Consider the following 24691-nt stretch of genomic DNA (forward strand, 5'->3'; position numbering starts at 1 on the left):
GGAAAATAAAGACTATGCAGACTATCACCCACTCCTGGTTCGTCCAGGGCATGATCAAAGCCACCTCCGATGCCTGGCTGAAAGGCTGGGACGAGCGCAACGGCGGCAACCTGACGCTGCGTCTGGACGATGCGGATATCGCGCCTTACACCGGCGATTTTCACCAGAAGCCACGCTATATTGCCCTGAGCCAGCCGATGCCGCTGCTGGCCAACACGCCGTTTATCGTCACCGGCTCCGGCAAGTTCTTCCGCAACGTTCAGCTTGATCCACAGGCCAACCTCGGCGTGGTGAAAGTGGATAGCGACGGTGCGGGCTACCACATTCTGTGGGGCCTGACCGATGAGGCGGTACCCACGTCTGAACTGCCGGCGCACTTCCTCTCCCACTGCGAGCGCATCAGGGCGACTAACGGCAAAGATCGCGCGATCATGCACTGCCACGCCACCAACCTGATCGCCCTGACCTATGTGCTGGAAAACAGCGCCGATTTCATCACTCGCAAGCTCTGGGAAGGCAGCACCGAGTGTCTGGTGGTGTTCCCGGATGGCGTGGGCATTCTGCCGTGGATGGTGCCGGGTACCGACGAAATTGGCCAGGCAACCGCCAGAGATATGCAAAAACATTCGCTGGTGCTGTGGCCGTTCCACGGCGTGTTCGGCAGCGGTCCGACGCTGGATGAAACTTTCGGCCTGATCGACACCGCCGAGAAATCGGCTGAAGTGCTGGTGAAAGTTTATTCCATGGGAGGAATGAAGCAGACCATTACCCGCGAAGAGCTTATTGCGCTCGGCAAGCGCTTCGGCGTGACCCCGCTACGGTCAGCGCTGGAAATCTATGCATAAACCATCGCAGACCGGACGGTACGGGCGATAGTTAAGGAGAATTATCATGAGCTTTATGTTGGCACTTCCAAAAATCAGCCTTCACGGCGCGGGCGCTATTGGCGATATGGTTAACCTGGTGGCGAACAAGCAGTGGGGAAAAGCGCTGATTGTCACCGACGGTCAGCTGGTAAAGCTGGGCCTGCTCGACAGCCTTTTTGCCGCGCTGGACACCCATCAGATGTCGTATCACCTGTTCGACGAGGTGTTCCCGAACCCGACGGAAGCGCTGGTGCAAAAAGGATTTGCGGCATACCGGGACGCGGAGTGTGATTACGTGATCGCCTTCGGCGGCGGCAGCCCGATTGATACCGCCAAGGCGATTAAAATCCTCACCGCCAACCCCGGTCCGTCCACCGATTATGCCGGCGTCGGCAAGGTGAAAAACGCGGGCGTGCCGCTGGTGGCGATCAACACCACCGCAGGCACGGCGGCGGAGATGACCAGCAACGCGGTAATCATCGACTCTGCGCGCCAGGTGAAAGAGGTGATCATCGATCCGAATATCATTCCGGATATCGCCGTGGACGATGCCAGCGTGATGCTGGATATTCCGGCCTCCGTGACCGCCGCAACCGGCATGGACGCGTTAACCCACGCCATAGAAGCCTACGTGTCCGTTGGCGCGCACCCGCTGACCGATGCCAACGCGCTGGAGGCAATCCGCCTGATCAACCTCTGGCTGCCGGAAGCGGTCGAAGACGGTCATAATCTTGAGGCGCGCGAGCAGATGGCGTTTGGTCAGTATCTGGCGGGCATGGCGTTTAACAGTGCGGGTCTCGGCCTTGTGCATGCCCTGGCGCACCAGCCGGGTGCGACGCACAACCTGCCGCACGGCGTGTGCAACGCCATCCTGCTGCCGATCGTTGAAAGCTTTAACCGCCCGAACGCAGTTGCCCGCTTCGCCCGCGTGGCGCAGGCGATGGGCATCGATACTCGCGGCATGAGCGTTGAAGCCGCCAGCATGTCCGCCATTCAGGCGATTCGCGACCTGAGCGCTCGCGTCGGCATCCCTTCCGGCTTCAGCCAGCTCGGCGTGACCAAAGCCGATATTGAAGACTGGCTGGATAAAGCTCTCGCCGACCCGTGCGCGCCATGCAATCCGCGCACCGCCAGCCGCGACGAGGTGCGCGAGCTGTATCTGGAGGCATTATGATCCGCAAAGCCTTTGTGATGCAGGTAAACCCGGACGCGCACGAGGAGTACGCGCGTCGCCACAACCCCATCTGGCCCGAACTGGAAGCGGTGCTGAAGGACCACGGCGCGCACCACTACGCCATTTATCTCGACCGGGAACGTAACCTGCTGTTTGCCACCGTAGAGATTGAATCGGAGGAGCGCTGGAACGCGGTCGCGAATACCGACGTCTGCCAGCGCTGGTGGAAACACATGCGTGATGTTATGCCGTCGAACCCGGACAACAGCCCGGTGAGTACCGGGCTGGAAGAGGTGTTTTATCTGGACTGACTGGTTAACGCTGCCGCGCCCGCGGCAGCGGCTATCTCCTGCCTGCTGCTCAGCGTAAACGCTGACACCACCGTGATCGCCAGCACGAAGCAGCCCAGCATCAGATACGTCTCCTGGAAGCCGATCCGGTCATACATATTTCCGGCAAAGGCGGAGAGGAAAATGGCCGCTGACTGTTTGGCAAACTGGAAGCCAATCAGATAGATAGTGGCCGAGAGTCGCGTATCAAACACCCCGGTGATGTACTTGAATGCCCCCACCAGCAGGAACGGGACCTCCAGCGCGTGCAGCATCTTCAGGGCAATTACTTCTACGGCGGTGGTGGCAAACGACGAGCCGATAATGCGCGTCGCCATAATCACCCCGGCGATGAGCAGCGTGTTTTTCGCGCCGATGCGGTTAATGATCCACGGTGAACAAAACATGATGATCGCGTTGCAGATTTCCCCGGCAGTGGTCGCAAAACCAAAGGCGCGAGTGCCCTCCTGCGGCGTGGCGAAGAACGTTTTGAAGAAGGTAGCAAACTGCTGGTCAAAGACGTCATAGACGCAGGCCACGCCAATCACGTACAGAATAAACATCCACATCCTGCGCTGACGGAACAGGCTAAAGACCGTTTTCGCGGTGATCTGCGGCTGGTTGGCACCCAGCGCATTCATCACCTGCGCCGTCTGGTTGGGTTTTGGCTTCGCGACCACCAGCAGCAGCATCAACAGCAGCGCCGCCGCCGAACCCATCCAGAAAACATACGACGGATCGATGCCGAACAGGATCCCGCCCGTGGAGGCGCATAGCCCCCAGCCGAGGCAGCCAAACATGCGCGCCTTACCGTACTCAAAGAAACTGTTACGGCTCACGCGTTCAATGTAGGCCTCAATGGCTCCTGAGCCCGCCGAAAAGACAAAGCCGATATACATGCCGCCGCTCAGCGCGCCCAGCCAGATGTTGGCTTTTAGTAACGGCGCAAAGACGTAGAGGAAGAAAGGGGCAAACAGGAACAGCAGCACGGAGATGATCCACAGCAGGTGTTTTTTTAGCCCCAGTTTATCCGAGATCACCCCAAGCACCGGCTGGAAGGCAATGGCCGAGAGTGAGATGCAGGAAAAGACGATGCCGGTATGGGTTTTGTTCAGGCCGATGATATCCGACAGCCAGATCGGCAGGAACGGAAAGCAGGTGGCCATGATGAAGAAGTAGAGAAAGAAGAACAGCCCGAAAATCCAGAAGTTAGGGTTGTCTTTGTGGGTACAGGGTGTTGTGTTCATTATTTTTATCCTCAACGGAGGGCCGGCAGCCCGGCCCGTCACCTTTACACGCGTTCAACGCCAATCAGAACGGCGGTTTCCGGATCCAGAATCGGCAGCGCAATGCCCGCCTGCATCAGCCACTCGCCGCTCGCCGTTTGCGGTGTTTCCATCCATGCCGGCAGCTTGCGCATGGTATGTCCCCCCTCACCGGTGATGTGAATATCAGGGTGATCGAGCAGCGAAATACGATACTGCGCGCAGGGCTCAAGCCCCGGCATGCGCAGCGGCATCATCAACGTGTAGTCCGGCATGGCGAGCTGGCTGACGATAAACAGCCCCTGCGTTTTATCTTCGCTCACAATACCCTGTGCCAGCGTACTGGCATCCGGCATATCCACGCGCCATTGTGTGCCCTGATGAATAACCTCGCGCCACTGCCTGTACAGCGCGGCGTAACGGCGATAGCCTTCGCGCTCCTTCTCATCGACGGTGAGGGGATCAAGTTCCAGCCCCATATGGCCAAACAGCGCCGTTAGACCGCGAAATTCAATGCTGTGCTGGCGGAAGGTGGCGTGACATTTATGATGACCGATATGCGCCCCCATTACCTCCGGCGGAAAGAAATAGCTCATGCCGCGCTGGATGGTGTTGCGCTCCAGCGCATCGTTGTTGTCCGAGGCCCAGAAGCGGTGGCAGCGCGTCAGCACCTCATAGTCAATTCGCCCCCCGCCGGATGAGCAGGATTCAAATTCGATGTGCGGAAAACGTTCACCCAGCACGTCCAGCAAGCGATAAAACTGGCGGGTTTGCGCGTCAGCGGCGGCCTTCCCGTCGTGACCCGGCTGTACCAGCTCACGGTTCATGTCCCACTTCACGTAGTCGATTTCATGTTCACCCAGAAGCCAGCTCATGCGTTCCACAAGATAATCAAATGCTTCCGGGATACTCAGATTGAGCACCAGCTGGTGCCGCCCGGTGTGTTGTTTGTAGCCCGGCAGCGCCAGCACCCAGTCAGGGTGCGCGCGGTACAGATCGGAATCCGGGTTGATCATCTCCGGCTCAACCCAGATGCCAAACTCCATACCGAGCCGTTTGACGTGGTCGATCACCGGCGTCAGGCCGTTCGGGTATTTTTTCTCATCCAGGTACCAGTCGCCCAGCGCGGCATGGTCGTCGTTACGGCCTTTGAACCAGCCGTCGTCAATGATGAAGCGCTCCACGCCCAGGGCGGCAGCCTCGTCGGCCATGCGCATGATGTAGCCCGGATCGTGGTTGAAGTAGATCCCTTCCCAGGTATTGAGGTGCACCGGGCGCGGTTTGTTTTCCGGGAAGCGGATAACGTTGTTGCGCAGGTAGCGATGGAACGACTGGCTCATGCCGTTCAGGCCATGCGTGGAATAGCTGGCATACAGGCGCGGCGTCCAGAGCGTATCGCCCTCCTCAACCGCCATTTCGCCCGGCAGGTAGAGGGCTTCAGCCTGCAGATAGCGGCGGCCGTCGGTTTTGGCTTCCGCACGCAGGCGGTGGTTGCCGCTCCAGCCCAGATGCACGCCCCAGACGTCGCCGTGCATTTCGCTGAACGACGGCGTCCCGGCAATCAGCGCCGGGAAGTGTTCATGGGAGGTTTTACCCCGGCGGTTTTCAATCACAAAGCTGTCGTGTTCAAGCGTCACGCGGTGCGGCTGAAATTCCCGGATCCAGCGTCCATGGAAGGCCATCACCTCCCGCGCGCGTTCGGCCACGGGTAGCGTTATGGCAAAACGGTCCACCTGCCACGCCTGCGCTTTCAGGTTCGTTAAACCGTGACGAACCACCAGCACGCCGCTGGCATCCAGCGCCAGCTCGCTGGTCAGACGCAGGCCCGCATGTTCATCTTCCGCCGTCACCGTCAGGGTTTGTCCTGACTGCTGTACGTCTGTGGTGGTGAACATGGGTGAACCGTCCAGCCCCTGCCGATGCCCCTCAATGCCGGGAGCACCAAACAGACCGTGCCCCAGCTCGGCCATCAGCGTGACCGGGGAGTCGACGTCAAGCCTGCCGTTGGCAACAGGGCGCGCGAGCATAGCAACATCCTGTGGCGAAAAGTGCTGAAGGTGCGCCCCCCAGTAGAGAATTTCGGCGAACGGGTACGTTTTGATCACCACGTCTACCGTGTTGCTTTCAAGTCGTAAAACGGAATCTTGCATCAGACATCTCCTGTCATCGGGATGATCTGAGTGTTGATCCGAAACGTTTCGGATACAAACCAAAACGTTTCGGTTTTGTGATCGGCTTTAGAAAATGGAGAGATTCAGGCCGTCTGGCCGGGAGAGAATTCGGGCTGCCAGAGTACCTGAAGCCGTTCAATATCGTCGCCGTTAATCAGCTGACGCACCATATCGGCAATCTGTTTCCCGACGCCCTGGCGGGTGGACTGGATCACTGCCGCCACGTCGGCATCGACGATACTGTCCTGCGGGAGCCCGTCATAAACAACCAGCGCAACGGCGCTCTCGCCGGTCAGACGGCCCAGCTCTGCCAGCGCCATCGCCGCGCCGTCACCGTGAGTGTTGCAGTCGGTAATGATGGCCGTGGGCGGCTGCGACAGCGAGAGAAGCTCTTTCGTGGTGGCATAACCCACGCGGCGCGAAGGGGGCATGGCGCGCAGCCATTCGCTGGAAAGCCCGGCTTCCCGCAACGCGTCCAGATAGCCCTGACGACGCTGGGTGATGAATGCCTGATTGTTGCTTTCGCCCAGTAGGGCAATGCGCTGATGGCCTTTCCCGATTAGCCAGCGTGTAGCATTGTACGTACCGGCATAGTTGTCGAAGTCGAACCACGCGTACGGCTGCGGTAGCTGGCTGCGACCAAGCGCCAGAAAGGGAAATCCGGCGGCCTGCAGCTGCTCAAGTCGCGGATCGCGATCCAACGTGTGGGCCACAATTAGCGCATCCACGCGGCGGCTTTGCACCATGCGCATATAGCTGTGCTTATCCGCCAGATCGTCGTCGGCGATAAGCAATAAGTCGATCTCATGTCGCGCCAGTTCGTGGCTAATTTCGCCGACCATGTCCATAAATACGCTGTTATTGAGCGGAACAGGATGGACCGGGAACACCAGCCCAACGGCATCAATTTTGCCCATCTTCAGGCGGCGGGCGAAGGTGTTAGGCCGATAGCCGCGTCGCTGGGCTTCCGCTTCTACGCGAGCGCGCGTCTCGGCGGAGACGTCGTCATATCCGTTGAGGGCGCGGCTGACGGTGGTGACTGACAGCCCCAGTTCTTTGGCAATGGCTTTAAGCGACATGAGTTTCCGTATCTCTGTTAGTTTTGTTCCGCCACCAGCAGCGCGTAAGTGTCTGGCTCCAGGGCCTTGAAGATGTGCGGCTGGTCGGCGGGATAACAAATGTAATCCCCTGCGCCGAGCTCTTCCGCCGCGTCGAGCAGGCCGACCAGCGCCCGGCCCTGCGTCACAATAATATGTTCAACAGAGCCCGGCGGATGCGGCTGAGAAATACGATCTGCGCCCGGTTGGGTCATCAGAAGATAGACATCGCGGCGCGCGCCGGGAGGGCATGCCGCCAGTAAAATGGCTTCATAATTAGCCTGTCCGGCGACCACTTTCGTACCTTCACCACGGCGGATCACCTGCGTGGTCGGCAACTGCGGCTCAAGCAGACGGGCGAAAGGAATATCCAGCGCCACGCAGAGCGACCACAGCGTTTCCAGGCTAGGGTTACCGTTGCCGGACTCCAGCTGGGAAAGCGTGGATTTAGCGATCCCGGCACGGCGGGCAATTTCCGCCAGCGAAAGCCCGGTGCGCAGACGTTCCCGCACCAGACTTTTAGCGATCAGGCTGATTGGCTGCGTCATATAACGGCCTCTTGTTCTATAAAACGAACGAATCGTTCGCCTTGAAAATCAGTTTCGTTGCGTTCATTATAATGGATACACGTTCGATATGGCTAAAAATGTATGAAGCAACATCTCTCTTGTCTGAAAGGCGACACCATAAAAGCAATCATCCTGGTCTGCCTCGCGGTGGGCGTGGTGGGAATGTCCTACGGCTCGCTGGCGATGGCCTACGGTTTCCCGGTCTGGGTGCCGTTTGTGCTCTCCATCACCGTACTCGCGGGCGCGTCAGAGTTTATGTTTATCGGCATTGTAGCAAGCGGCGGTAACCCGCTGGCGGCTGCAGCCGCGGGTTTGCTGGTCAACGCGCGCCACGTGCCGTTTGGCGTGACGGTGCGAGAACTGGTCGGTAAGCGCGGTCTGAGCCTGTTGGGCTGCCACATCATGAACGACGAAAGCGTGGTGTTTGGCCTGTCGCAAAAAACCGCCGAGCAGCGTAAAGCCGCCTACTGGCTGTGCGGTTTAGGCGTCGCCATCGTCTGGCCGCTTGGCGCGCTGCTGGGTGCCATGGTCGGCAAACTGCTGCCGGACCCGGAAACTATAGGCCTGGATGCGGTATTCCCGGCGATACTGCTGGCATTAGTGGTTCCCGCATTTAAAAACCGCACCACGCTGATACGCGCCTGCAGCGGTGCCGTTCTGTCGCTGGCCGCCGTGCCGTTTGCCCCGGTAGGTCTGCCGGTACTGCTCTCTTTACTCGGTCTTGCCGCGAGGAAAAAATAATGGAAAACATGACGTTCTTTATTCTCGGCATCGCCATTTTGTCTGCGGGAACCTATTTGATGCGTCTTGGCGGAGCGAAACTGGGCAGCAGGCTGGCATTGTCAGAGCGTTCACAGGCGCTGCTGTCAGATGCGGCAACGGTATTGCTGTTTTCCGTGGCGCTGGTGACCACGTTTTATGAAGGTGACCACTTTGCCGGCATGGCGCGCGTGCTGGGCGTGGCGTTTGCAGTGTTTTTGGCCTGGCGGAAGATGCCGTTAATTGTGGTGATCGTAGCGGCGGCAGTGGTAACCGCGCTGCTGCGCGTGGCGGGCATAAACTAAAAAAGCGCCCCTGGGGCGCTCTTTCGACGGTGTGACAGCTTATTTAGTCAGTTCAGCGGTCATGTGTACGCGGTTACCTGAGAACGCCTGGGTAATTTTGTACGATGACGCGCCGGCTTCCTGAGCCTGAGCCGCGATTTTAGCTTCTGCGCCATCAATGGTAGAGGCGGTTGCGGTTACGGTCTGTGCAGCGAAAGAACCGAAAGAAGTAGCCAGAGCGATTACAGCGACAAAAGTTTTGATGCTTTTCATGATATAAACCCTTTCATTAAGTTGTTTTGGTAAGGCACCGTGCCTTGATGAGATAAATACTAGACCTCATCATGAACAACTAAAAGCGGAAGGATTTGCTATTATCATTCAAAATTACTGATCAACTATCAATCGTTGTGGATGGGTATAAATCGTCGCCCTTCCCGGCTTGCAGAAGCCCACCAGCGTCAGGTTGCAGCGCTCCGCCACCTCCACCGCCAGCGTTGTTGCGGCTGAGACCGCAAACAGAATTTCCACACCGCACATCGCGGATTTTTGCACCATCTCGTAGCTGGCGCGGCTGGAAACGAGTGCTGCCCCCTGCTTCCAGACCTCACTTTCACGAGCCCGGCGACCGAGCAGCTTGTCCAACGCCACGTGGCGGCCAACGTCCTCATGTCCCCCGGCAATATCCCCCGACGGCAACACCCATGCCGCCGCGTGCGTGCAGCCGCTCAGCTGGCCGATGGGCTGTACATCATTCAGGTGCTTAAGCGCATGGTCGAGGTGCGCCAGATTAAAGGTCTGAGTAAACGGCAATGGCGCAACGGGTTTACCAATATCATTGAGCTGCTCAACGCCACACACGCCACAGCCGGTACGCCCGGCCAGCGCGCGACGGCGCTCCTTGAGTCCCATAAAGCGGCGGCTGGAGAGTTCGATTTGCACTTCAAGACCGTTGCAGGCCTGCACCACGTCCATACCGTAGATCTCCTGCGGATGGTCAATGATGGCTTCCGAGAGGGAAAAACCGATGGCGAACAGCTCAAGATCTTTCGGAGACGCCATCATCACCACATGTGAAATACCGTTGTAAACGAGCGCAACGGGCACTTCTTCCGCCAGAAAATCCGGCGTGGCATGGGTGATGTGGGGCGGTCTGTGTACCGAAAGTTCCACAATGCCGGCAGGCAGGAGTGACGAGTGGGGAGCACGGTTTTGTTTAGACACAGCGGTATTCCTGAACAACCACGGAGGTGAGCGTGCTATTGCAGCATAAACCACAGGCTGTATGCATAGTATGGATCAACTTTTCGACAACCATTCTCCTACTCATTTAGCAGGGGTGCAACCTGACACTGGCTACACCGCTTTAACATGCAGAGCCTTTAATGTGATCAATATCACACTTTATAATCAACATGGTGATAATACGTTCACTTTGTATTAACGCCATTAGAACAGCGGTACCGACAATGTGGTATTCTGATGATATCCCTCGTGGAATTGAGGGATTAACGCAAATTTTTTCCTTTGCGGTCAATTCTCAACCGCGAAGTCAAAACTACATATGTAAGCAATGTCGAAACAAGGAGTGACCCATGCAGGTCAGCAGAAGGCAGTTCTTTAAGATCTGCGCTGGCGGTATGGCAGGCACCACGGCAGCGGCACTGGGCTTTGCGCCCGGCGTAGCGCTGGCGGAAACGCGGCAGTATAAACTGCTGCGCACCCGTGAAACCCGTAATACCTGTACGTACTGCTCTGTCGGTTGCGGGCTGTTAATGTATAGCCTCGGCGACGGTGCTAAAAACGCCAAAGCGTCTATTTTCCATATCGAAGGCGACCCGGATCATCCGGTTAACCGCGGCGCATTGTGCCCGAAAGGGGCCGGTCTGGTGGACTTTATCCACTCCGAAAGCCGTCTCAAATTCCCTGAATATCGTGCGCCTGGATCCGACAAATGGCAGCAAATCAGCTGGGAAGAGGCGTTTGACCGCATCGCAAAACACATTAAAGAAGACCGCGATGCCAACTTTGTTGAGAAGAATGCGGACGGCGTCACGGTCAACCGCTGGCTCTCCACCGGGATGCTGTGTGCCTCCGCTTCAAGCAACGAAACCGGTTATTTAACCCAGAAATTTACGCGCGCACTCGGTATGCTCGCGGTCGACAACCAGGCGCGTGTCTGACACGGACCAACGGTAGCAAGTCTTGCTCCAACATTTGGTCGCGGTGCGATGACCAACCACTGGGTCGACATCAAGAACGCCAACCTCATTGTGGTGATGGGCGGTAACGCCGCTGAAGCGCACCCTGTCGGGTTCCGCTGGGCGATGGAAGCCAAAATCCACAACGGTGCGAAACTGATTGTGATCGATCCCCGCTTTACGCGTACTGCGTCAGTGGCGGATTTCTACACCCCTATTCGTTCAGGTACTGACATCACTTTCCTGTCAGGCGTATTGCTGTACCTGATGACCAACGAAAAATATAACCGCGAATACACCGAAGCCTATACCAACGCCAGCCTGATCGTGCGTGAGGATTACCACTTCGAAGATGGCCTGTTCAGCGGTTACGACGCCGAAAAACGCAAATACGACAAAACCAGCTGGAACTACGAGCTGGATGAAAAAGGCTTTGCGAAGCGCGACACCACCCTGCAGCACCCGCGCTGCGTGTGGAACCTGCTGAAAGAGCACGTTTCCCGCTACACGCCTGAGGTTGTCGAAAACATCTGCGGTACGCCGAAGGCGGACTTCCTGAAGGTGTGCGAGCTTATCGCCGAAACCAGCGCGAAGGACAAAACCGCGTCGTTCCTGTACGCCCTCGGCTGGACGCAACACTCCATCGGTGCGCAGAACATCCGTACCATGGCGATGGTTCAGCTCCTGCTCGGCAACATGGGTATGGCTGGCGGCGGCGTGAACGCCCTGCGCGGTCACTCCAACATTCAGGGTCTGACTGACCTCGGCCTGCTGTCTCAAAGCCTGCCGGGTTACATGAACCTGCCAAGCGAGACACAGACCGACCTGCAAACCTACCTGACGGCCAGCACGCCTAAACCGCTGCTTGAAGGCCAGGTGAACTACTGGGGCAACTATCCGAAGTTCTTCGTCTCGATGATGAAAGCGTTCTTCGGTGATAAAGCGACGGCTGAAAACAGCTGGGGCTTTGACTGGCTGCCGAAGTGGGACAAAGGTTATGACGTTCTGCAGTATTTCGAGATGATGCACCAGGGCAAAGTGAACGGCTATTTGTGCCAGGGCTTTAACCCGGTGGCCTCGTTCCCTAACAAGAACAAGGTTGTTGAGTCGCTGTCGAAACTGAAGTTCCTGGTGACGATTGACCCGCTCAATACCGAGACCTCGACCTTCTGGCAGAATCACGGCGAATCGAACGACGTCGATCCGTCGAAGATTCAGACCGAAGTGTTCCGTCTGCCGTCAACCTGCTTCGCGGAAGAGAACGGGTCGATCGTTAACTCCGGACGCTGGCTGCAGTGGCACTGGAAAGGTGCGGACGCCCCGGGCATCGCCATGAACGACGGCGAGATCCTGGCCGGCATCTTCTTACGCCTGCGTAAGATGTATGCGGAAGAAGGCGGCGCGAACCCGGAACCCGTGCTGAACATGACCTGGAACTACTCGACGCCGGAAAATCCTGCGCCAGAAGAAGTGGCGATGGAGAGCAACGGTAAGGCGCTGGCGGACGTTATTGACACGGCCACCGGCACCGTACTGGCGAAGAAAGGCGATCAGCTCAGCACCTTCGCGCACCTGCGCGATGACGGTACCACCTCCAGCGGCTGCTGGATCTTTGCCGGTAGCTGGACGCCGAAAGGCAACCAGATGGCAAACCGCGATAACGCCGACCCGTCGGGCCTTGGCAATACGCTGGGCTGGGCATGGGCGTGGCCGCTCAACCGCCGCATCCTCTATAACCGCGCATCCGCTGACCCGCAGGGTAACCCGTGGGATCCGAAGCGTCAGCTTCTGAAGTGGGACGGTGCGAAATGGGGCGGCGTGGATATTCCGGACTACAGCACTGCCGCACCAGGCAGCGACGTCGGGCCGTTTATCATGCAGCCTGAAGGGATGGGGCGTCTGTTTGCTATCGATAAGATGGCGGAAGGTCCGTTCCCGGAACACTACGAGCCGTTTGAGACGCCGCTGGGCACCAACCCGCTGCACCCGAACGTGGTCTCAAACCCGGCAGCCCGTATCTTCAAAGGCGACTTTGAAGCGCTGGGTAAAAAGGACAAGTTCCCGTACGTGGGCACCACCTACCGTCTGACCGAGCACTTCCACTACTGGACCAAGCACGCGCTGCTTAACGCGATCGCACAGCCGGAACAGTTTGTGGAGATCGGCGAGAAGCTGGCGAACAAGCTCGGCATTGCCCATGGCGATACCGTGAAGGTCTCCTCTAACCGTGGCTACATTAAAGCCAAGGCGGTGGTGACTAAGCGTATTCGCACGCTGAACGTTCACGGTCAGCAGGTGGATACCATCGGTATTCCGATTCACTGGGGCTATGAGGGCGTGGCGAAGAAAGGGTTTATTGCGAACACCCTGACGCCGTTCGTCGGTGATGCGAACACGCAGACGCCGGAGTTTAAGGCCTTCCTCGTGAACGTGGAAAAGGTGTAACGGAGACGACTTATGGCTTATCAATCTCAAGACATTATCCGTCGTTCCGCGACTAATGGTTTCACGCCCGCGCCTCAGGCGCGGGACCACCAGCAGGAAGTGGCGAAGCTTATCGACGTGACCACCTGTATCGGCTGTAAAGCCTGTCAGGTGGCCTGCTCTGAGTGGAACGATCTGCGTGACGAAGTGGGTCACAACGTCGGGGTGTACGACAACCCGGCGGACCTGACCGCCAAGTCCTGGACGGTGATGCGTTTCTCGGAAGTTGAGCAGAACGACAAACTGGAATGGCTTATTCGCAAAGACGGCTGTATGCACTGTGCGGATCCGGGCTGCCTGAAGGCATGTCCGTCAGAAGGGGCTATCATTCAGTATGCCAACGGCATCGTCGACTTCCAGTCCGAACAGTGCATCGGCTGCGGCTACTGCATCGCGGGCTGTCCGTTCGACGTACCGCGCCTGAACCCGGAAGACAACCGCGTCTACAAATGCACCCTGTGCGTTGACCGCGTAACCGTCGGCCAGGAGCCTGCGTGCGTGAAGACCTGCCCAACCGGCGCTATCCACTTTGGCTCCAAAGAGGATATGAAAACGCTGGCGGCAGAGCGCGTGGGAGAGCTGAAAACCCGTGGTTACGACAACGCGGGCCTGTACGATCCGGCCGGGGTTGGCGGTACGCACGTGATGTACGTGCTGCACCACGCCGACAAGCCGAATCTGTATCACGGTCTGCCGGAGAACCCGGAAATCAGCGCCACCGTGAAGTTCTGGAAAGGCATCTGGAAACCGCTGGCAGCGGTCGGTTTTGCTGCCACCTTCGCAGCGAGCATCTTCCACTACGTCGGCGTCGGTCCGAACCGCGCGGAAGAGGAAGACGACAACCTGCATGAAGAGAAAGACGAGGTGCGCAAATGAGAAAACGTGACACCATCGTGCGCTACACCGCGCCGGAACGCATCAACCACTGGGTCACCGCCTTCTGCTTCATGCTGGCGGCGATAAGCGGGCTGGGGTTCTTCTTCCCGTCCTTCAACTGGCTGATGCAGATCATGGGGACACCACAGCTGGCGCGCATCCTACACCCGTTTGTAGGCGTCATCATGTTCGCGTCGTTCATCATCATGTTTTTCCGCTACTGGCACCATAACCTAATCAATCGGGATGATATCTTTTGGGCGAAGAATATTCGTAAGATCGTCGTCAACGAGGAAGTGGGTGACACCGGGCGTTATAACTTCGGCCAGAAATGCGTATTCTGGGCGGCGATTATCTTCCTGGTCCTGTTGCTGGTGAGCGGCGTGATCATCTGGCGTCCGTACTTTGCGCCTGCTTTCTCAATCCCGGTGATCCGATTCGCGCTGATGCTGCATTCATTTGCCGCAGTGGCGTTAATTGTGGTTATCATGGTGCATATCTACGCCGCCCTTTGGGTGAAAGGCACCATTACCGCGATGGTGGAAGGCTGGGTAACCAGTACGTGGGCGAAGAAACATCACCCGCGCTGGTACCGTGAAGTCCGCCAGAAACAGGAAAAGTCATCTGAATGAGTATTCGCATAATCCCGCAAGATGAGCTGGGGTCGAGCGAGAAACGCACGGCGGATTATATTCCGCCGTTGTTATTCCCCAGACTCAAGAACCTCTACAACCGCCGCGCAGAGCGTCTGCGCGAGCTGGCAGAGAACAACCCGCTGGGCGATTTTCTGCGTTTTGCCGCGCTGGTCGCCCATGCGCAGGAAGTGGTGCTGTACGACCACCCGCTGCAAATGGATCTGACCGCGCGTATCAAAGAAGCCAACGCGCAGGGCAAGCCGCCGCTGGACATTCACGTCCTGCCGCGCGACAAGCACTGGCAAAAGCTGCTGCATTCGCTGATTGCCGAGCTGAAGCCGGAGATGAGCGGTACCGCGCTGGCGGTCATTGAGAATCTGGAAAAAGCCTCTGACCTGGAGCTGGAAGAGATGGCGAGCGCGCTGTTTGCCTCCGACTTCGCTCTGGTGAGCAGCGATAAAGCGCCGTTTATCTGGGCTGCGCTGTCGCTTTACTGGGCGCAAATGGCGAGCCTGATCCCCGGCAAAGCTCGCGCCGAATACGGCGAGGCGCGCCAGTTCTGCCCGGTCTGCGGCTCAATGCCGGTTTCCAGCATGGTGCAAATCGGCACCACTCAGGGGCTGCGCTACCTGCACTGTAACCTGTGTGAAACCGAGTGGCACGTGGTTCGCATCAAGTGCAGCAACTGCGAGCAGACCCGCGATCTGAATTACTGGTCGCTGGAAAATGAAGAAGCAGCAGTGAAAGCCGAAAGCTGCGGCGACTGTGGCACTTACCTGAAGATTCTGTATCAGGAAAAAGACCCGAAAGTCGAAGCGGTGGCCGACGATCTTGCCTCGCTGATTCTGGACGCGAAGATGGAGCAGGAGGGATTCGCCCGCAGCTCGATCAACCCGTTCCTGTTCCCGGGTGAAGGGGAATAACTCCCTGTGACAGTGCCGGGCGGCGCGTGCTTGCCCGGCCTGCAGTTCGACAGCATTACCCGCCGTCTTTCATGTCAGATGTTCTCCATTCTCGTTGAGAGACGCGTTATCGCCTTTACGAGCCGCTTTCCAGGTTGTTGCCCTCAACACTATTCTTGTTTTCTTTTGAATCAAACCAGGCCATAAAACTGTTCATCCATACAGTAAAAGGGATTATTCATGGCGCTGGAAAAGGGTATTGCACAGCTGGTTCAGGGATTTATCGCTGCAGGGCGGCCCTCGTTACGTCGCCAGAGCATTGAGGTGCGACGAGCAGGCTATATTGCCAGCACAGGGCTTGCCGGGGAGACCGAAACGCGCGTTCAGGTAGAGACGTTTGTTCTTGAGGGTCTTACCATTCGGGTATTTTCACCTCTCAATGCACCTGAAATATTGCCTGCTGCCATTTACTATCATGGTGGATGTTTCATCAGCGGCGGCTTTGATACCCATGACAACCAACTCCGCCAGTTAGCCTGCTACGGCAATTGCCGGGTGATCGCGATTCAGTACAGGCTGGCCCCGGAGCATATTTTCCCCGCAGCACATGACGATGCTGAAAAAGGTGCAGATCTGGTCTGGCAATATGCGGACAAACTGGGCGTGGATAAAAACCGGATCACACTTTGCGGAGACAGCGCAGGAGGCCATCTTGCGCTGGTAACGTCATTGCGGCTCAACGCGAAAGGACGATGGAAACCCGCGCAGCTCATTCTTATCTATCCCATGCTCGACGCCACCGCCAGTTTTGAAAGCTATGCCCTCAATGGCACGGATTACATTATCACCCGCGATACCCTGCTCAGCGGGTATGAAATGTACCTCGCCGACATCGACCGCCAGCATCCCGAAGCGAGCCCGCTGTGGCGCGATGATTTTTACGGACTTCCGCCAGTGCACATCATTACCGCAGAGTACGATCCGCTGTGCGATGAGGGAGAAATGTTATATCAGCATTTGACTGAGCAGGGTGTGAAGTGTACCGCTCAGCGCTGGCTGGGCGTCATCCATGGCTTCTTTCAGCTTGGCGGCGTTAGCCAGTCTGCGCGAGACGTTATGCGGGATATCGCCGGGCGGATTCAGCACGCCCGGATAACGTGAACAGAAGATTACTCCTCCTCGTTCCCGCCCTCTTCATACGCGCCAAAAGGCTTCGCCGGAAGAACAATGTAGGTGCCTTCAAACACCGCGCCCGGTGTTTTATCGCCAAATAGTTCAACCTGCATTTGTACGCGAGCCTTGCGGCCGCGTGCCAGGCGATCCAGATCGCCGCCCAGCGATCCCAGATCGGCCACCGCGCTCGGTTTACCGCTGATCGGTGCGCTATAGCGGATATGAGCATCAGCAAGAATGATGGTGCCACCCAGATGGCGCTCGCGCAGCATCAGCCAGATAAGTCCCCAGCCGGTAAGCGTGGCCAGTGAGAACAGACTTCCGGCAAAGAGGGTGTGGTGGGGGTTCTGATTGCCAGTTTCCGGCATGGTGGTAATAAATTTTTGTCCGGTGTACTGCTGAATGCGCACGCCCATTTTTTCGCTGAGCGGAATGTGCTGATACCAGGCCTGCTGCAGCTGCCCGCACCAGTCGGCGCGATGCAGAATATCGTCCAGCGTGGCGATGGGTTTGATCATCAAAAAATGACGAATCGGGGTGGTTTGCGGGGTCGTGATCTCCCCCTGATTCACAAAACCGAGTTTAGCGAAGAATTCCACGGCATCTTCGCGGGCGCTACAGGTGACGCGCTTAACGCCTTCCTGACGGGCGACGGATTCCAGGGTCATCGCCATTAGCGTCCCCAGACCTTTGTCCTGCACGGAGGGATGAACCGCCATAAAGCGAATAGACGCTTCGTTATCGGCGTTGATATACAAACGCCCGACGGCCACAAGGTTGCCCTCTTCGTCCATCACCATCTGATGGTGGGCCATCGCGTCCCAGGCGTCGCGCTCAGAGCCTTTTGGCTGATGTAATGGCTTGCGTAGCATTTCCCAGCGGAACTGGTAATAAGCGTTTAACTCTTCTTCCGTTTGCGGTACTCGAAGGTGATACATAGCTGTACTCTCTCTTGTTACCCGCGGCCATGCCGTAAGTATGCTCATACCTGGAGCCAGAATGTGACGGGGCCATCGTTCACCAGCGATACCTGCATATCTGCAGCGAATCGTCCGGTTTGCGTATTCATTTCCTGCTGGCGACAACGCTCAACAAAGTACTCGTAAAGTGCTTCTGCACGATCTGGCGCGGCACCTTTCGAGAAACTCGGGCGCATGCCGCGCTCGGTATCCGCTGCCAGCGTAAACTGGGAAACCACCAGCACGCTGCCGCCCGCCTGCTGGACGTTCAGGTTCATCTTGCCTTCCGCATCGCTGAAAATACGGTAGCCCAGCACGCGCTCGCACAAGCGGTTGGCTTTTTGTTCGTCATCATCCTTTTCGACACCTAACAACACCAAAAGTCCTGGGCCAATTTCACCCGTCACCTCTCCCTCCACGGTGACGCTGGCACGGGTTACGCGCTGTATCAATGCAATCATGGTTGGTCTGCTTCTTGTTGTTTTTCAGCTTCTGCTGCTTTTTTAAGTTCGCGGTATACACCGAGAGTGACAGTTATTTCAGCACCAAGCAAGACGATACACCAGGTCCAGTAGACCCAGACAAACAAAATGGGGATCACCGCCAGCACGCCGTAAATCAGCTGATAGGACGGAAACATGGTGATGTAGAGGGCAAACCCTTTCTTACCGAGCTCAAAGAGCAATGCCGCCACCAGCGCCCCCACGACCGCATCGCGGTTAGGCACGCGCGTGGTCGGCACCACGCTATAGAGCAGCCAGAACGAGAGCCACGACAGGATCAACGGAAAGATGCGAAGCACATTATCAATAGCGCCGTTTAAATCACTCGCCCAGCGCAGGGAGAGCAGATAAGAACTGATTGCCAGGCTCGCTCCGGCCAGCAGCGGCCCCAGCGTGAGGATCATCCAGTACACGGCAAAGGAATAGACCTTTGGCCGCGCTTTTTTACTCCGCCAGATCGTGTTTAGCGCGTTATCGATGGCGTACATCAACAGCAGCGCGGTGACGATAAGACCGCACGCCCCCACTGCCGTCATCTTGCTGGAATTGGCAACAAACTGCTCAATGTAGTTCTGGATAACATCCCCGGTTGCCGGAATGAAATTCGCGAAGACAAAATGACGAAGCTGCACGCTGACGTCCGCAAACATCGGAAAGGCGGAAAACAGGGCAAAGATAACCGCCACCAGCGGCACTAACGAGAGCAATGACACGTAGGCGAGGTTACCCGCCAGCGTGGTCATATTGTCCTCATCAATCCGGTGCCAGAGCAGTTTCAGCCAGGCCCGCAGCGGGCGAGTATGGTGCGTGGCTTTTTGATGAACGGTTTTTAGCATAGCTGCTTCGCAAAGTAGTCAGGTATCGTCTCTTTTCCGGTCACCAGAATTGACGTAATACCCAACTGGTTAGCTCCCTCTATATTATCGGCGTTGTCGTCGAAAAAGACCGCATCGGCCGCGGTGAATCCTTCTGACTGCAGAACAGCCTGATAAATTCGCGCTTCAGGCTTACGCATGCCCATCTCCTGCGAGAGATAGATTTTATCAGCCGCCGCCTTAACTTCAGGGTATTCTTCAGGCCAGAACGTGGTATGCAGGCGGTTGGTATTTGATAGCACAACGACACGATGCCCCTGCTCGCGCAGTTTGTGCATGATGTCGATCACTTCAGGCCGGATGGCGACAAATACCGCCTGCCAACCGTGGGAAAACTGTTCATAGCTTAACGAAAGCCCCATCTCCTGACAGAAACGATCAGCGAATGCTTCATCGCTAATCTCACCGCGCTCATGCTGGTGGAAGGTCTCGCCCATCGCGAAATTCTGCTTTAAGGTCGCCAGCGGCACGCGGCTAAAATCGCTCCATGCGCCCAACACGCGATTAAAATCGATATCGACGATGACGTTTCCTAAATCAAAGATATAAAGCATGTTTATCTCCTGCTCGCCGTGGAGAGGTAACTGTAGCGGGAAAGATAAAGTTTGGCTATGCATGAGATTCAGCTTAGAGGGAGCAGTATGAAGAACAAAAATTTAGCCAGGAAGATGATATTGGCTTACGGGCGATAGGCAGGGATGAGTTTTATTTAAGTTCGATTTTGCGAAGATATACGTTTTAGTTCATTCTGCAAAAAATTATAGAAAAACGCTTCCGTAATATTTTTTCTCATCACCATATTCCCCCATTTTTGCCATGGCAATCCCATTTCGCGCGGCTTTGCTCGAAATCGCAACAAGTTCACCTTACTTAAATTTACATTTAGATACAAATACTCTATTTATCTTCTTTTTTATAATGATAAGTTTACATTACTTTACACATGGAGCTGCACTTTCGTGAAGATTAAAAAGGGATACGTCCTCAGTGCCGTTTTAATAGCTTTACTCTGCGCTTTCGCTATTTATTCATACAATGCCTACCGATTTAAAAAAGCCAGCAGAGATATTTTATATCAACTCTCTAGCCAACTGATTGTGAAGCAAGGGCTTGAACCAAAACTTTCACCCCACCTCGTTTTTGATACGTTATATATCGACGGAAACATATCCAAAGATGATGACAAAATCATTGTGGGGCTTATCAGAAAAAACCTTATCCCTGTCAGAACGATATCCATAAACAGTGGTGGCGGCGATGTCGAAACTGCAATAAAAATAGCACAAGTTATTCATGATAAAGAAATTAACATTGAGGTCAGGCGATTATGCCTTTCTTCCTGTGCTAACTATCTTTTCCCAGCGGCAAAAAACAAAATCATCAACTATGGTTCCATTATTGGTTTCCATGGGTCGCCTAATTCTGATGACAATAAGTTAACAACTACGGTTAACGGAGAAATCAATACAGACACAACGATAACAGATCGCATTTTCTCAGAAATAAGAAAAACGGATAAAGCATTCTACAAAGATATAAATGTGTCATGGATGATGCCACTTTGCGGGCAAAAAGAAAATATTGGTGATCCAGACACAGGTCTGTCGACGTACAGCGAAAAGGATTTTACGCGTTTTGGCGTAAAAAACATTTCATTCACGGATGGTGAAATGGTATGGAAAAAGTCTATGGATATTATGGGTATACCTTTTGCTCACTATTGCAAGGAAAATTAATAATGCGTGAACTCAATGAAAGTGAATTATGTAACGTCAGCGGTGCAGGAATGTGGGGTTCTATCGGTAGTGCGATTGGTGGGATGTTCGGTGGTGGTAGCGCTGGTTGTAATGGCAGCTATTCTCACACCAGCACCACTAACAAAGATGGTTCTCACTCTGAAAGCACATCCTTTAGCGGTGGTTGCTCGGTTAACGTTGGTGGTAAAAGCGGTGGTTCATCAAAAGGTAATGGTGGTTCGAAAAGTGGCGGTGGCCGCCAGGGTAATGATCACGGTAGACATTAATTCCTGAACCATTATAACTCATAGCCGCTGATATTTGGCGGCTATTTCCACCCCGCAAGAGGCCAGAAATGTTTCGCAAGGAAGCTATTGAATATCAGAGTACACGGTGGGAAGGGAAAGCTGTTCTTCTGCCGGGCATCCCTTTTGCTCTTATCATATTGCTCAGCATTTTTTTTATTGCTTCCATTTCTATTTTTATTACCAAAGGTTCCTACACCCGTCGCGTCATCGTTCACGGTGAAATAACCACTTTCCCTGGCGCAGTGAATATCTCTGCATCAATGCAGGGTACAGTCGTGCAGAGTTTTGTTAATGAAGGCGATCGCGTAAAAAAAGGTGATGCTCTCTTTCTCATTCATTCGGGTGTATCGACGCAATCAGGCCTGGTTGATGAGAATAAAAAAAAGGAGATCGCGCTACAGATAAAGAGTATCAGCGTAATGATGGCAAATTTGAACTCTTCGAAAAACCGTACGCTCAACGCGCTGACGACTCAAAAAGATCATTATCAGTCCAGTTTTAATACCTCATCTGGGCTACTGGTGCAGGCTGAGCGGGAACTGCATCAGATTGAGAAGAACGTTAACGATTACCGTGGTTATCAGGAAAAAGGTCTGGTCACCAAAGACCAGATGAGTAGCCAAAACGCACTACTCTACCAACAGCAGAGCAATGTTTCTGACCTGGTCGCCAGAAAATCACAGGACCAGGTTCAGATTGATGCGCTCAATCAGCAAATCCAGTCCCAGAGCGCTGATTATGACCAACAGATTTACCAGCTTGAGCAACAAATATACGAACTGCAAAAAGAAAAGTTAAATACAGAAGCGGAAGGTAATTATGTCATCGTGGCAACAGCCGATGGCTTAATCGACTCCATCAATACGGCGCAAGGTAAGATGATCGGCGCAGGCGATGTACTGGCGCGAGTTCAGCAGAATATCCATTCACCATGCTATCTCGAAACCTGGGTTCCGGATGAAGTTCTTCCTTATCTGGCGATTGGCCAGCGCGTTAATGTTAGTTACGACGCCTTTCCTTATGAAAAATTTGGTCAGTTCAGGGCATCAATATCAGCAATATCCAGGCTTCCGGCATCGAAGCCAGAACTCCTGTCAAAGCAGACCATCGCACATGAATTCTATGACGATAAAAAGTCCTGGTACAAAATCATGATCAAACCTGACCTACAGTCTGTGCAAGTTCATGGAAAACAACTCTCACTGAGCCAGGGAGCCAAAGCGCAGATTTCTCTTTTCCTTGAAAAGAGACATATCTATGAGTGGTTATTATCGCCATTTTACGAAATGAAAATGAGCGTAACGGACGCAGGTAATGAATAATCTTTATACACTTGAGACGCTGCTGCGCAAGTTGGATCTGAAAATATTTAAACGCATCCCAGTTGTCTTTCAAACCGAAGCGTCCGAATGTGGCCTGGCCTGTCTTTCAATGATATGCAGTTTTTATGGCAAGCAGGTGGATCTACTGCAACTCCGGCAACAATTCAATTTGTCATCACGTGGGGTCAACCTCAATGCGATAAAAGCAATTGCCAGTGAACTGGAGATGTCGTCACGCGCATTGTCCGTGGACCTTCAGGAATTACATGACGTGCGTAAGCCCTGCATATTGCATTGGGATTTTAACCATTTTGTCGTACTGATTAAGGTCGATAAGAACAGCGCGGTGATCCACGACCCTGCGTTTGGACGACGGGTGATTAGCATGCCCGAATTATCCCAACATTTTACTGGTGTTGTGCTTGAGGTATGGCCGGGAACCACTTTCTCAGTTCAAAAGAAGCAAAACAGGTTAAAAGCGACCACGTTATTAAAGAATATCAATGGACTGATAACTTCACTGACGAAGGTATTTTTCTTATCGCTGGTGATTGAGTTGATCAGCCTGCTAATGCCAGTGGGGACACAATTAGTCACGGATAATGTGATTGCATCCGGAGATTACGGTTTACTTAATATCATCTGTCTTGGGTTGTTTATTCTGATTCTGTTACGTTTGACGGTCAGTGTCATACGCTCCTGGACCACGCTGATACTGGGAACACTCATCGACGTCCAGTGGAGTTTTAGCCTCTTTTCTCACCTTATTAAGCTACCGACCACCTATTTTGAAAGACGCAAACTGGGGGACATTCAGTCTCGCTTCCACTCGCTTGATGTTATACGGGCCACTTTTACCACAGGTTTGACTGGTAGCATTATTGATACGCTAATGCTCATGGGTTTGCTGGTAATGATGTTTTTATACAACCTGCAGCTCAGCATGATAGTGGTCTCTTTTACCGCAATATACACCTTCATTAGGTTTGCTACCTATCGATACTATCGCCAGCTATCCGAAGAAGAGTTAATCAAGGAAGCACGCCTTAATTCTTATTTTATGGAAACCCTGTACGGTATCGCGACGATTAAAGTTCAGGGGATGACTGACCTGAGAATCAATAACTGGTTTAATCTTTTTTCAGATAAGGTCAATACAGGCATTCGTTTGACGCGAATGGATCTCTTCTTTGGTGGCGTCGTCTCTTTTATCGCCGCCTGCGACCAAATTGTTATCCTGTGGGTTAGCGGCAGGCTGATGATGGATAGTCATTTAACCATCGGTATGTTTATTGCATTTAACACCTTCAGGAGTCAGTTCTATGACCGAATAAATGCCCTGATCAACTTTATCATTCAGCTGAAGATCATCAATTTACACAATGAACGCGTTGCCGATATTGCGCTGCACGAAGCATCTTCTATAACGGCCACCAGCCCGCTGCGTTTACCACACGGAGCCTTAACGCTCGAAACTCAGGATCTGACTTACCGTTATGATAACCATGCGGACCCTATCTTCAGCAAACTGAATCTGACCATTCATGCCGGGGAGAGTATTGCTATTACGGGCGTATCGGGTTCAGGTAAAAGCACCTTGATGAAAGTGTTGTGCGGTTTATTCGAACCGTCGAACGGCTGCGTCCGAATTAATGGCATTGATATTAAGCAACTTGGTTTCGAGCATTATGCTGAACGCATTGCCTGTATCATGCAGGAAGATAAGCTGTTTTCAGGCTCAATCAAAGAGAATATCGCCGGTTTTCGGCCTGACATTGACGAGCAGTGGATGGTGCAATGCGCTATCGCAAGCCATATTCATAATGACATTTTAAAGCTACCAATGGGTTACGAGACACTGATTGGTGAACTTGGGGAAGGGTTGTCGGGCGGTCAAAAACAGCGGATTTATATTGCCCGGGCATTATACCGTAAACCGGGTATTTTATTCATGGACGAGGCGACCAGCCACCTTGATAAAACCAGTGAAAGTCAGGTCAATCAGTCTATACAGGCGATGAACATTACCAGGATTATTATCGCGCATCGCGAAACCACGATTTCATCGGCAGATCGGGTGTTCGTGATAAATGGAGCAGAGTTACCCTAATCCGTGAATTTCGCAGGAAAAAGATAGCGTTGGGACATAACGTCCCCGGGTAATGAAGAATTCTGGCGATCATCGAATAAAAAAGCCGCTGAG

General features: G+C 54.4%; 24 protein-coding genes. 14 read left to right on the forward strand and 10 right to left on the reverse strand.

Annotation, left to right across the window (positions count from 1 at the left end; translation table 11 throughout):
- The first annotated feature begins 14 nt into the window (after positions 1-14).
- From rhaD to rhaM, 3 genes are read left to right on the forward strand one after another with little or no spacing between them, the layout of a single operon-like run.
- On the forward strand, positions 15-845 hold the full coding sequence (rhaD, locus tag FOY93_RS22040; protein ID WP_143345672.1) for a rhamnulose-1-phosphate aldolase: 831 nt from the start codon (positions 15-17) through the stop codon (positions 843-845).
- A 46-nt stretch (positions 846-891) separates the two neighbouring features.
- The gene (gene fucO / locus FOY93_RS22045) at positions 892-2040 is read left to right on the forward strand and encodes a lactaldehyde reductase (RefSeq protein ID WP_143345673.1); all 1149 of its coding nucleotides are present in this window, start codon (positions 892-894) and stop codon (positions 2038-2040) included.
- Complete coding sequence (gene rhaM / locus FOY93_RS22050) at positions 2037-2351, forward strand: L-rhamnose mutarotase (RefSeq protein WP_013099341.1); 315 nt, start codon at positions 2037-2039, stop codon at positions 2349-2351. The genes fucO and rhaM overlap by 4 nt, the downstream gene beginning before the upstream one ends.
- Here rhaM and FOY93_RS22055 read toward each other — a convergent pair.
- The 4 genes from FOY93_RS22055 to FOY93_RS22070 all read right to left on the reverse strand — a co-directional run bounded on the left by FOY93_RS22055 (position 2339) and on the right by FOY93_RS22070 (position 7450).
- Positions 2339-3616, reverse strand: coding sequence for an MFS transporter (locus FOY93_RS22055; protein ID WP_143345674.1), 1278 nt, complete (start codon positions 3614-3616; stop codon positions 2339-2341). The two genes, rhaM and FOY93_RS22055, sit on opposite strands and share 13 nt — an antisense overlap.
- 44 nt (positions 3617-3660) lie before the next feature.
- Positions 3661-5784, reverse strand: a complete 2124-nt coding sequence (locus tag FOY93_RS22060; protein ID WP_143345675.1) for an alpha-galactosidase — start codon at positions 5782-5784, stop codon at positions 3661-3663.
- A gap of 104 nt (positions 5785-5888) precedes the next feature.
- On the reverse strand, positions 5889-6884 hold the full coding sequence (locus tag FOY93_RS22065; protein ID WP_127732649.1) for a LacI family DNA-binding transcriptional regulator: 996 nt from the start codon (positions 6882-6884) through the stop codon (positions 5889-5891).
- Between the two features lie 17 nt (positions 6885-6901).
- Positions 6902-7450 (reverse strand): helix-turn-helix domain-containing protein, encoded by a 549-nt coding sequence (locus FOY93_RS22070; protein WP_023309744.1) that lies wholly within the window; start codon positions 7448-7450, stop codon positions 6902-6904.
- A 102-nt stretch (positions 7451-7552) separates the two neighbouring features.
- Between FOY93_RS22070 and FOY93_RS22075 the strand changes: the two genes are divergently transcribed.
- Together FOY93_RS22075 and FOY93_RS22080 are read left to right on the forward strand one after the other, a co-directional pair.
- Positions 7553-8212: an AzlC family ABC transporter permease gene (locus FOY93_RS22075; RefSeq protein WP_136196044.1), complete on the forward strand. Its 660-nt coding sequence runs from the start codon at positions 7553-7555 to the stop codon at positions 8210-8212.
- Positions 8212-8535 carry an AzlD domain-containing protein gene (locus tag FOY93_RS22080; RefSeq protein WP_143345676.1) on the forward strand — a complete coding sequence of 108 codons (324 nt, stop codon included), beginning with the start codon at positions 8212-8214 and terminating at the stop codon, positions 8533-8535. Before FOY93_RS22075 ends, FOY93_RS22080 begins: the two co-directional genes overlap by 1 nt.
- 39 nt (positions 8536-8574) lie before the next feature.
- Here FOY93_RS22080 and FOY93_RS22085 read toward each other — a convergent pair whose 3' ends face one another.
- A complete protein-coding gene (locus FOY93_RS22085; protein WP_023309747.1) occupies positions 8575-8787 on the reverse strand; it encodes a YdgH/BhsA/McbA family protein in 213 nt (70 codons plus the stop codon).
- Positions 8788-8901: 114 nt separating this feature from the next.
- Positions 8902-9738 (reverse strand): formate dehydrogenase accessory sulfurtransferase FdhD, encoded by an 837-nt coding sequence (fdhD, locus tag FOY93_RS22090; protein ID WP_143345677.1) that lies wholly within the window; start codon positions 9736-9738, stop codon positions 8902-8904.
- Positions 9739-10109: 371 nt separating this feature from the next.
- Here fdhD and fdnG point away from each other — a divergent pair, with 371 nt between their 5' ends.
- The 5 genes from fdnG (at position 10110) to FOY93_RS22115 (ending at position 16773) form a co-directional block, all read left to right on the forward strand.
- Positions 10110-13160, forward strand: coding sequence for a formate dehydrogenase-N subunit alpha (fdnG, locus tag FOY93_RS22095; RefSeq protein ID WP_143345678.1), 3051 nt, complete (start codon positions 10110-10112; stop codon positions 13158-13160).
- A gap of 12 nt (positions 13161-13172) precedes the next feature.
- A complete protein-coding gene (fdxH, locus tag FOY93_RS22100) occupies positions 13173-14075 on the forward strand; it encodes a formate dehydrogenase subunit beta (RefSeq protein ID WP_008501831.1) in 903 nt (300 codons plus the stop codon).
- Positions 14072-14707 carry a formate dehydrogenase cytochrome b556 subunit gene (fdoI, locus tag FOY93_RS22105; protein WP_008501832.1) on the forward strand — a complete coding sequence of 212 codons (636 nt, stop codon included), beginning with the start codon at positions 14072-14074 and terminating at the stop codon, positions 14705-14707. The genes fdxH and fdoI overlap by 4 nt, the downstream gene beginning before the upstream one ends.
- Positions 14704-15633, forward strand: a complete 930-nt coding sequence (gene fdhE, locus FOY93_RS22110; protein ID WP_023309751.1) for a formate dehydrogenase accessory protein FdhE — start codon at positions 14704-14706, stop codon at positions 15631-15633. Before fdoI ends, fdhE begins: the two co-directional genes overlap by 4 nt.
- Before the next feature lie 219 nt (positions 15634-15852).
- Entirely contained in the window at positions 15853-16773 is a 921-nt protein-coding gene (locus tag FOY93_RS22115) for an alpha/beta hydrolase (protein ID WP_133295364.1), read from the forward strand.
- A gap of 8 nt (positions 16774-16781) precedes the next feature.
- Here the strand turns inward: FOY93_RS22115 and fabY are convergent, their stop codons facing one another.
- The 4 genes from fabY to yihX are packed head-to-tail and all read right to left on the reverse strand — an operon-like array spanning position 16782 to position 19676.
- Positions 16782-17723 carry a fatty acid biosynthesis protein FabY gene (gene fabY, locus FOY93_RS22120; protein WP_158285469.1) on the reverse strand — a complete coding sequence of 314 codons (942 nt, stop codon included), beginning with the start codon at positions 17721-17723 and terminating at the stop codon, positions 16782-16784.
- A gap of 44 nt (positions 17724-17767) precedes the next feature.
- On the reverse strand, positions 17768-18205 hold the full coding sequence (gene dtd, locus FOY93_RS22125; protein ID WP_008501836.1) for a D-aminoacyl-tRNA deacylase: 438 nt from the start codon (positions 18203-18205) through the stop codon (positions 17768-17770).
- Complete coding sequence (locus FOY93_RS22130; RefSeq protein ID WP_115876970.1) at positions 18202-19083, reverse strand: virulence factor BrkB family protein; 882 nt, start codon at positions 19081-19083, stop codon at positions 18202-18204. The genes dtd and FOY93_RS22130 overlap by 4 nt, the downstream gene beginning before the upstream one ends.
- On the reverse strand, positions 19077-19676 hold the full coding sequence (gene yihX, locus FOY93_RS22135; protein ID WP_143345679.1) for a glucose-1-phosphatase: 600 nt from the start codon (positions 19674-19676) through the stop codon (positions 19077-19079). Before yihX ends, FOY93_RS22130 begins: the two co-directional genes overlap by 7 nt.
- 405 nt (positions 19677-20081) lie before the next feature.
- On the opposite strand from yihX, the gene FOY93_RS22140 reads away from it, so the two are divergent.
- The 4 genes from FOY93_RS22140 to FOY93_RS22155 all read left to right on the forward strand — a co-directional run bounded on the left by FOY93_RS22140 (position 20082) and on the right by FOY93_RS22155 (position 24598).
- Positions 20082-20858: a hypothetical protein gene (locus FOY93_RS22140; RefSeq protein ID WP_143345680.1), complete on the forward strand. Its 777-nt coding sequence runs from the start codon at positions 20082-20084 to the stop codon at positions 20856-20858.
- Between the two features lie 2 nt (positions 20859-20860).
- Positions 20861-21145, forward strand: a complete 285-nt coding sequence (locus FOY93_RS22145) for a hypothetical protein (RefSeq protein WP_143345681.1) — start codon at positions 20861-20863, stop codon at positions 21143-21145.
- A 68-nt stretch (positions 21146-21213) separates the two neighbouring features.
- Positions 21214-22488, forward strand: a complete 1275-nt coding sequence (locus tag FOY93_RS22150; RefSeq protein ID WP_143345682.1) for an HlyD family secretion protein — start codon at positions 21214-21216, stop codon at positions 22486-22488.
- Positions 22481-24598, forward strand: a complete 2118-nt coding sequence (locus FOY93_RS22155) for a peptidase domain-containing ABC transporter (protein ID WP_133295369.1) — start codon at positions 22481-22483, stop codon at positions 24596-24598. The genes FOY93_RS22150 and FOY93_RS22155 overlap by 8 nt, the downstream gene beginning before the upstream one ends.
- The last annotated feature ends 93 nt before the right edge of the window (positions 24599-24691 follow it).

The organism is Enterobacter sp. 18A13, assembly GCF_007035975.1.
GTDB classification, from domain to species: domain Bacteria; phylum Pseudomonadota; class Gammaproteobacteria; order Enterobacterales; family Enterobacteriaceae; genus Enterobacter; species Enterobacter vonholyi.

Coding starts and splice junctions, on each gene's coding strand:
- rhaD (WP_143345672.1), top strand. CDS start 15: ATGCAGACTATCACCCACTCCTGGTTCGTCCAGGGCATGATCAAAGCC.
- fucO (WP_143345673.1), top strand. CDS start 892: ATGAGCTTTATGTTGGCACTTCCAAAAATCAGCCTTCACGGCGCGGGC.
- rhaM (WP_013099341.1), top strand. CDS start 2,037: ATGATCCGCAAAGCCTTTGTGATGCAGGTAAACCCGGACGCGCACGAG.
- FOY93_RS22055 (WP_143345674.1), bottom strand. CDS start 3,616: ATGAACACAACACCCTGTACCCACAAAGACAACCCTAACTTCTGGATT.
- FOY93_RS22060 (WP_143345675.1), bottom strand. CDS start 5,784: ATGCAAGATTCCGTTTTACGACTTGAAAGCAACACGGTAGACGTGGTG.
- FOY93_RS22065 (WP_127732649.1), bottom strand. CDS start 6,884: ATGTCGCTTAAAGCCATTGCCAAAGAACTGGGGCTGTCAGTCACCACC.
- FOY93_RS22070 (WP_023309744.1), bottom strand. CDS start 7,450: ATGACGCAGCCAATCAGCCTGATCGCTAAAAGTCTGGTGCGGGAACGT.
- FOY93_RS22075 (WP_136196044.1), top strand. CDS start 7,553: ATGAAGCAACATCTCTCTTGTCTGAAAGGCGACACCATAAAAGCAATC.
- FOY93_RS22080 (WP_143345676.1), top strand. CDS start 8,212: ATGGAAAACATGACGTTCTTTATTCTCGGCATCGCCATTTTGTCTGCG.
- FOY93_RS22085 (WP_023309747.1), bottom strand. CDS start 8,787: ATGAAAAGCATCAAAACTTTTGTCGCTGTAATCGCTCTGGCTACTTCT.
- fdxH (WP_008501831.1), top strand. CDS start 13,173: ATGGCTTATCAATCTCAAGACATTATCCGTCGTTCCGCGACTAATGGT.
- fdoI (WP_008501832.1), top strand. CDS start 14,072: ATGAGAAAACGTGACACCATCGTGCGCTACACCGCGCCGGAACGCATC.
- fdhE (WP_023309751.1), top strand. CDS start 14,704: ATGAGTATTCGCATAATCCCGCAAGATGAGCTGGGGTCGAGCGAGAAA.
- FOY93_RS22115 (WP_133295364.1), top strand. CDS start 15,853: ATGGCGCTGGAAAAGGGTATTGCACAGCTGGTTCAGGGATTTATCGCT.
- fabY (WP_158285469.1), bottom strand. CDS start 17,723: ATGTATCACCTTCGAGTACCGCAAACGGAAGAAGAGTTAAACGCTTAT.
- dtd (WP_008501836.1), bottom strand. CDS start 18,205: ATGATTGCATTGATACAGCGCGTAACCCGTGCCAGCGTCACCGTGGAG.
- FOY93_RS22130 (WP_115876970.1), bottom strand. CDS start 19,083: ATGCTAAAAACCGTTCATCAAAAAGCCACGCACCATACTCGCCCGCTG.
- yihX (WP_143345679.1), bottom strand. CDS start 19,676: ATGCTTTATATCTTTGATTTAGGAAACGTCATCGTCGATATCGATTTT.
- FOY93_RS22145 (WP_143345681.1), top strand. CDS start 20,861: ATGCGTGAACTCAATGAAAGTGAATTATGTAACGTCAGCGGTGCAGGA.
- FOY93_RS22150 (WP_143345682.1), top strand. CDS start 21,214: ATGTTTCGCAAGGAAGCTATTGAATATCAGAGTACACGGTGGGAAGGG.
- FOY93_RS22155 (WP_133295369.1), top strand. CDS start 22,481: ATGAATAATCTTTATACACTTGAGACGCTGCTGCGCAAGTTGGATCTG.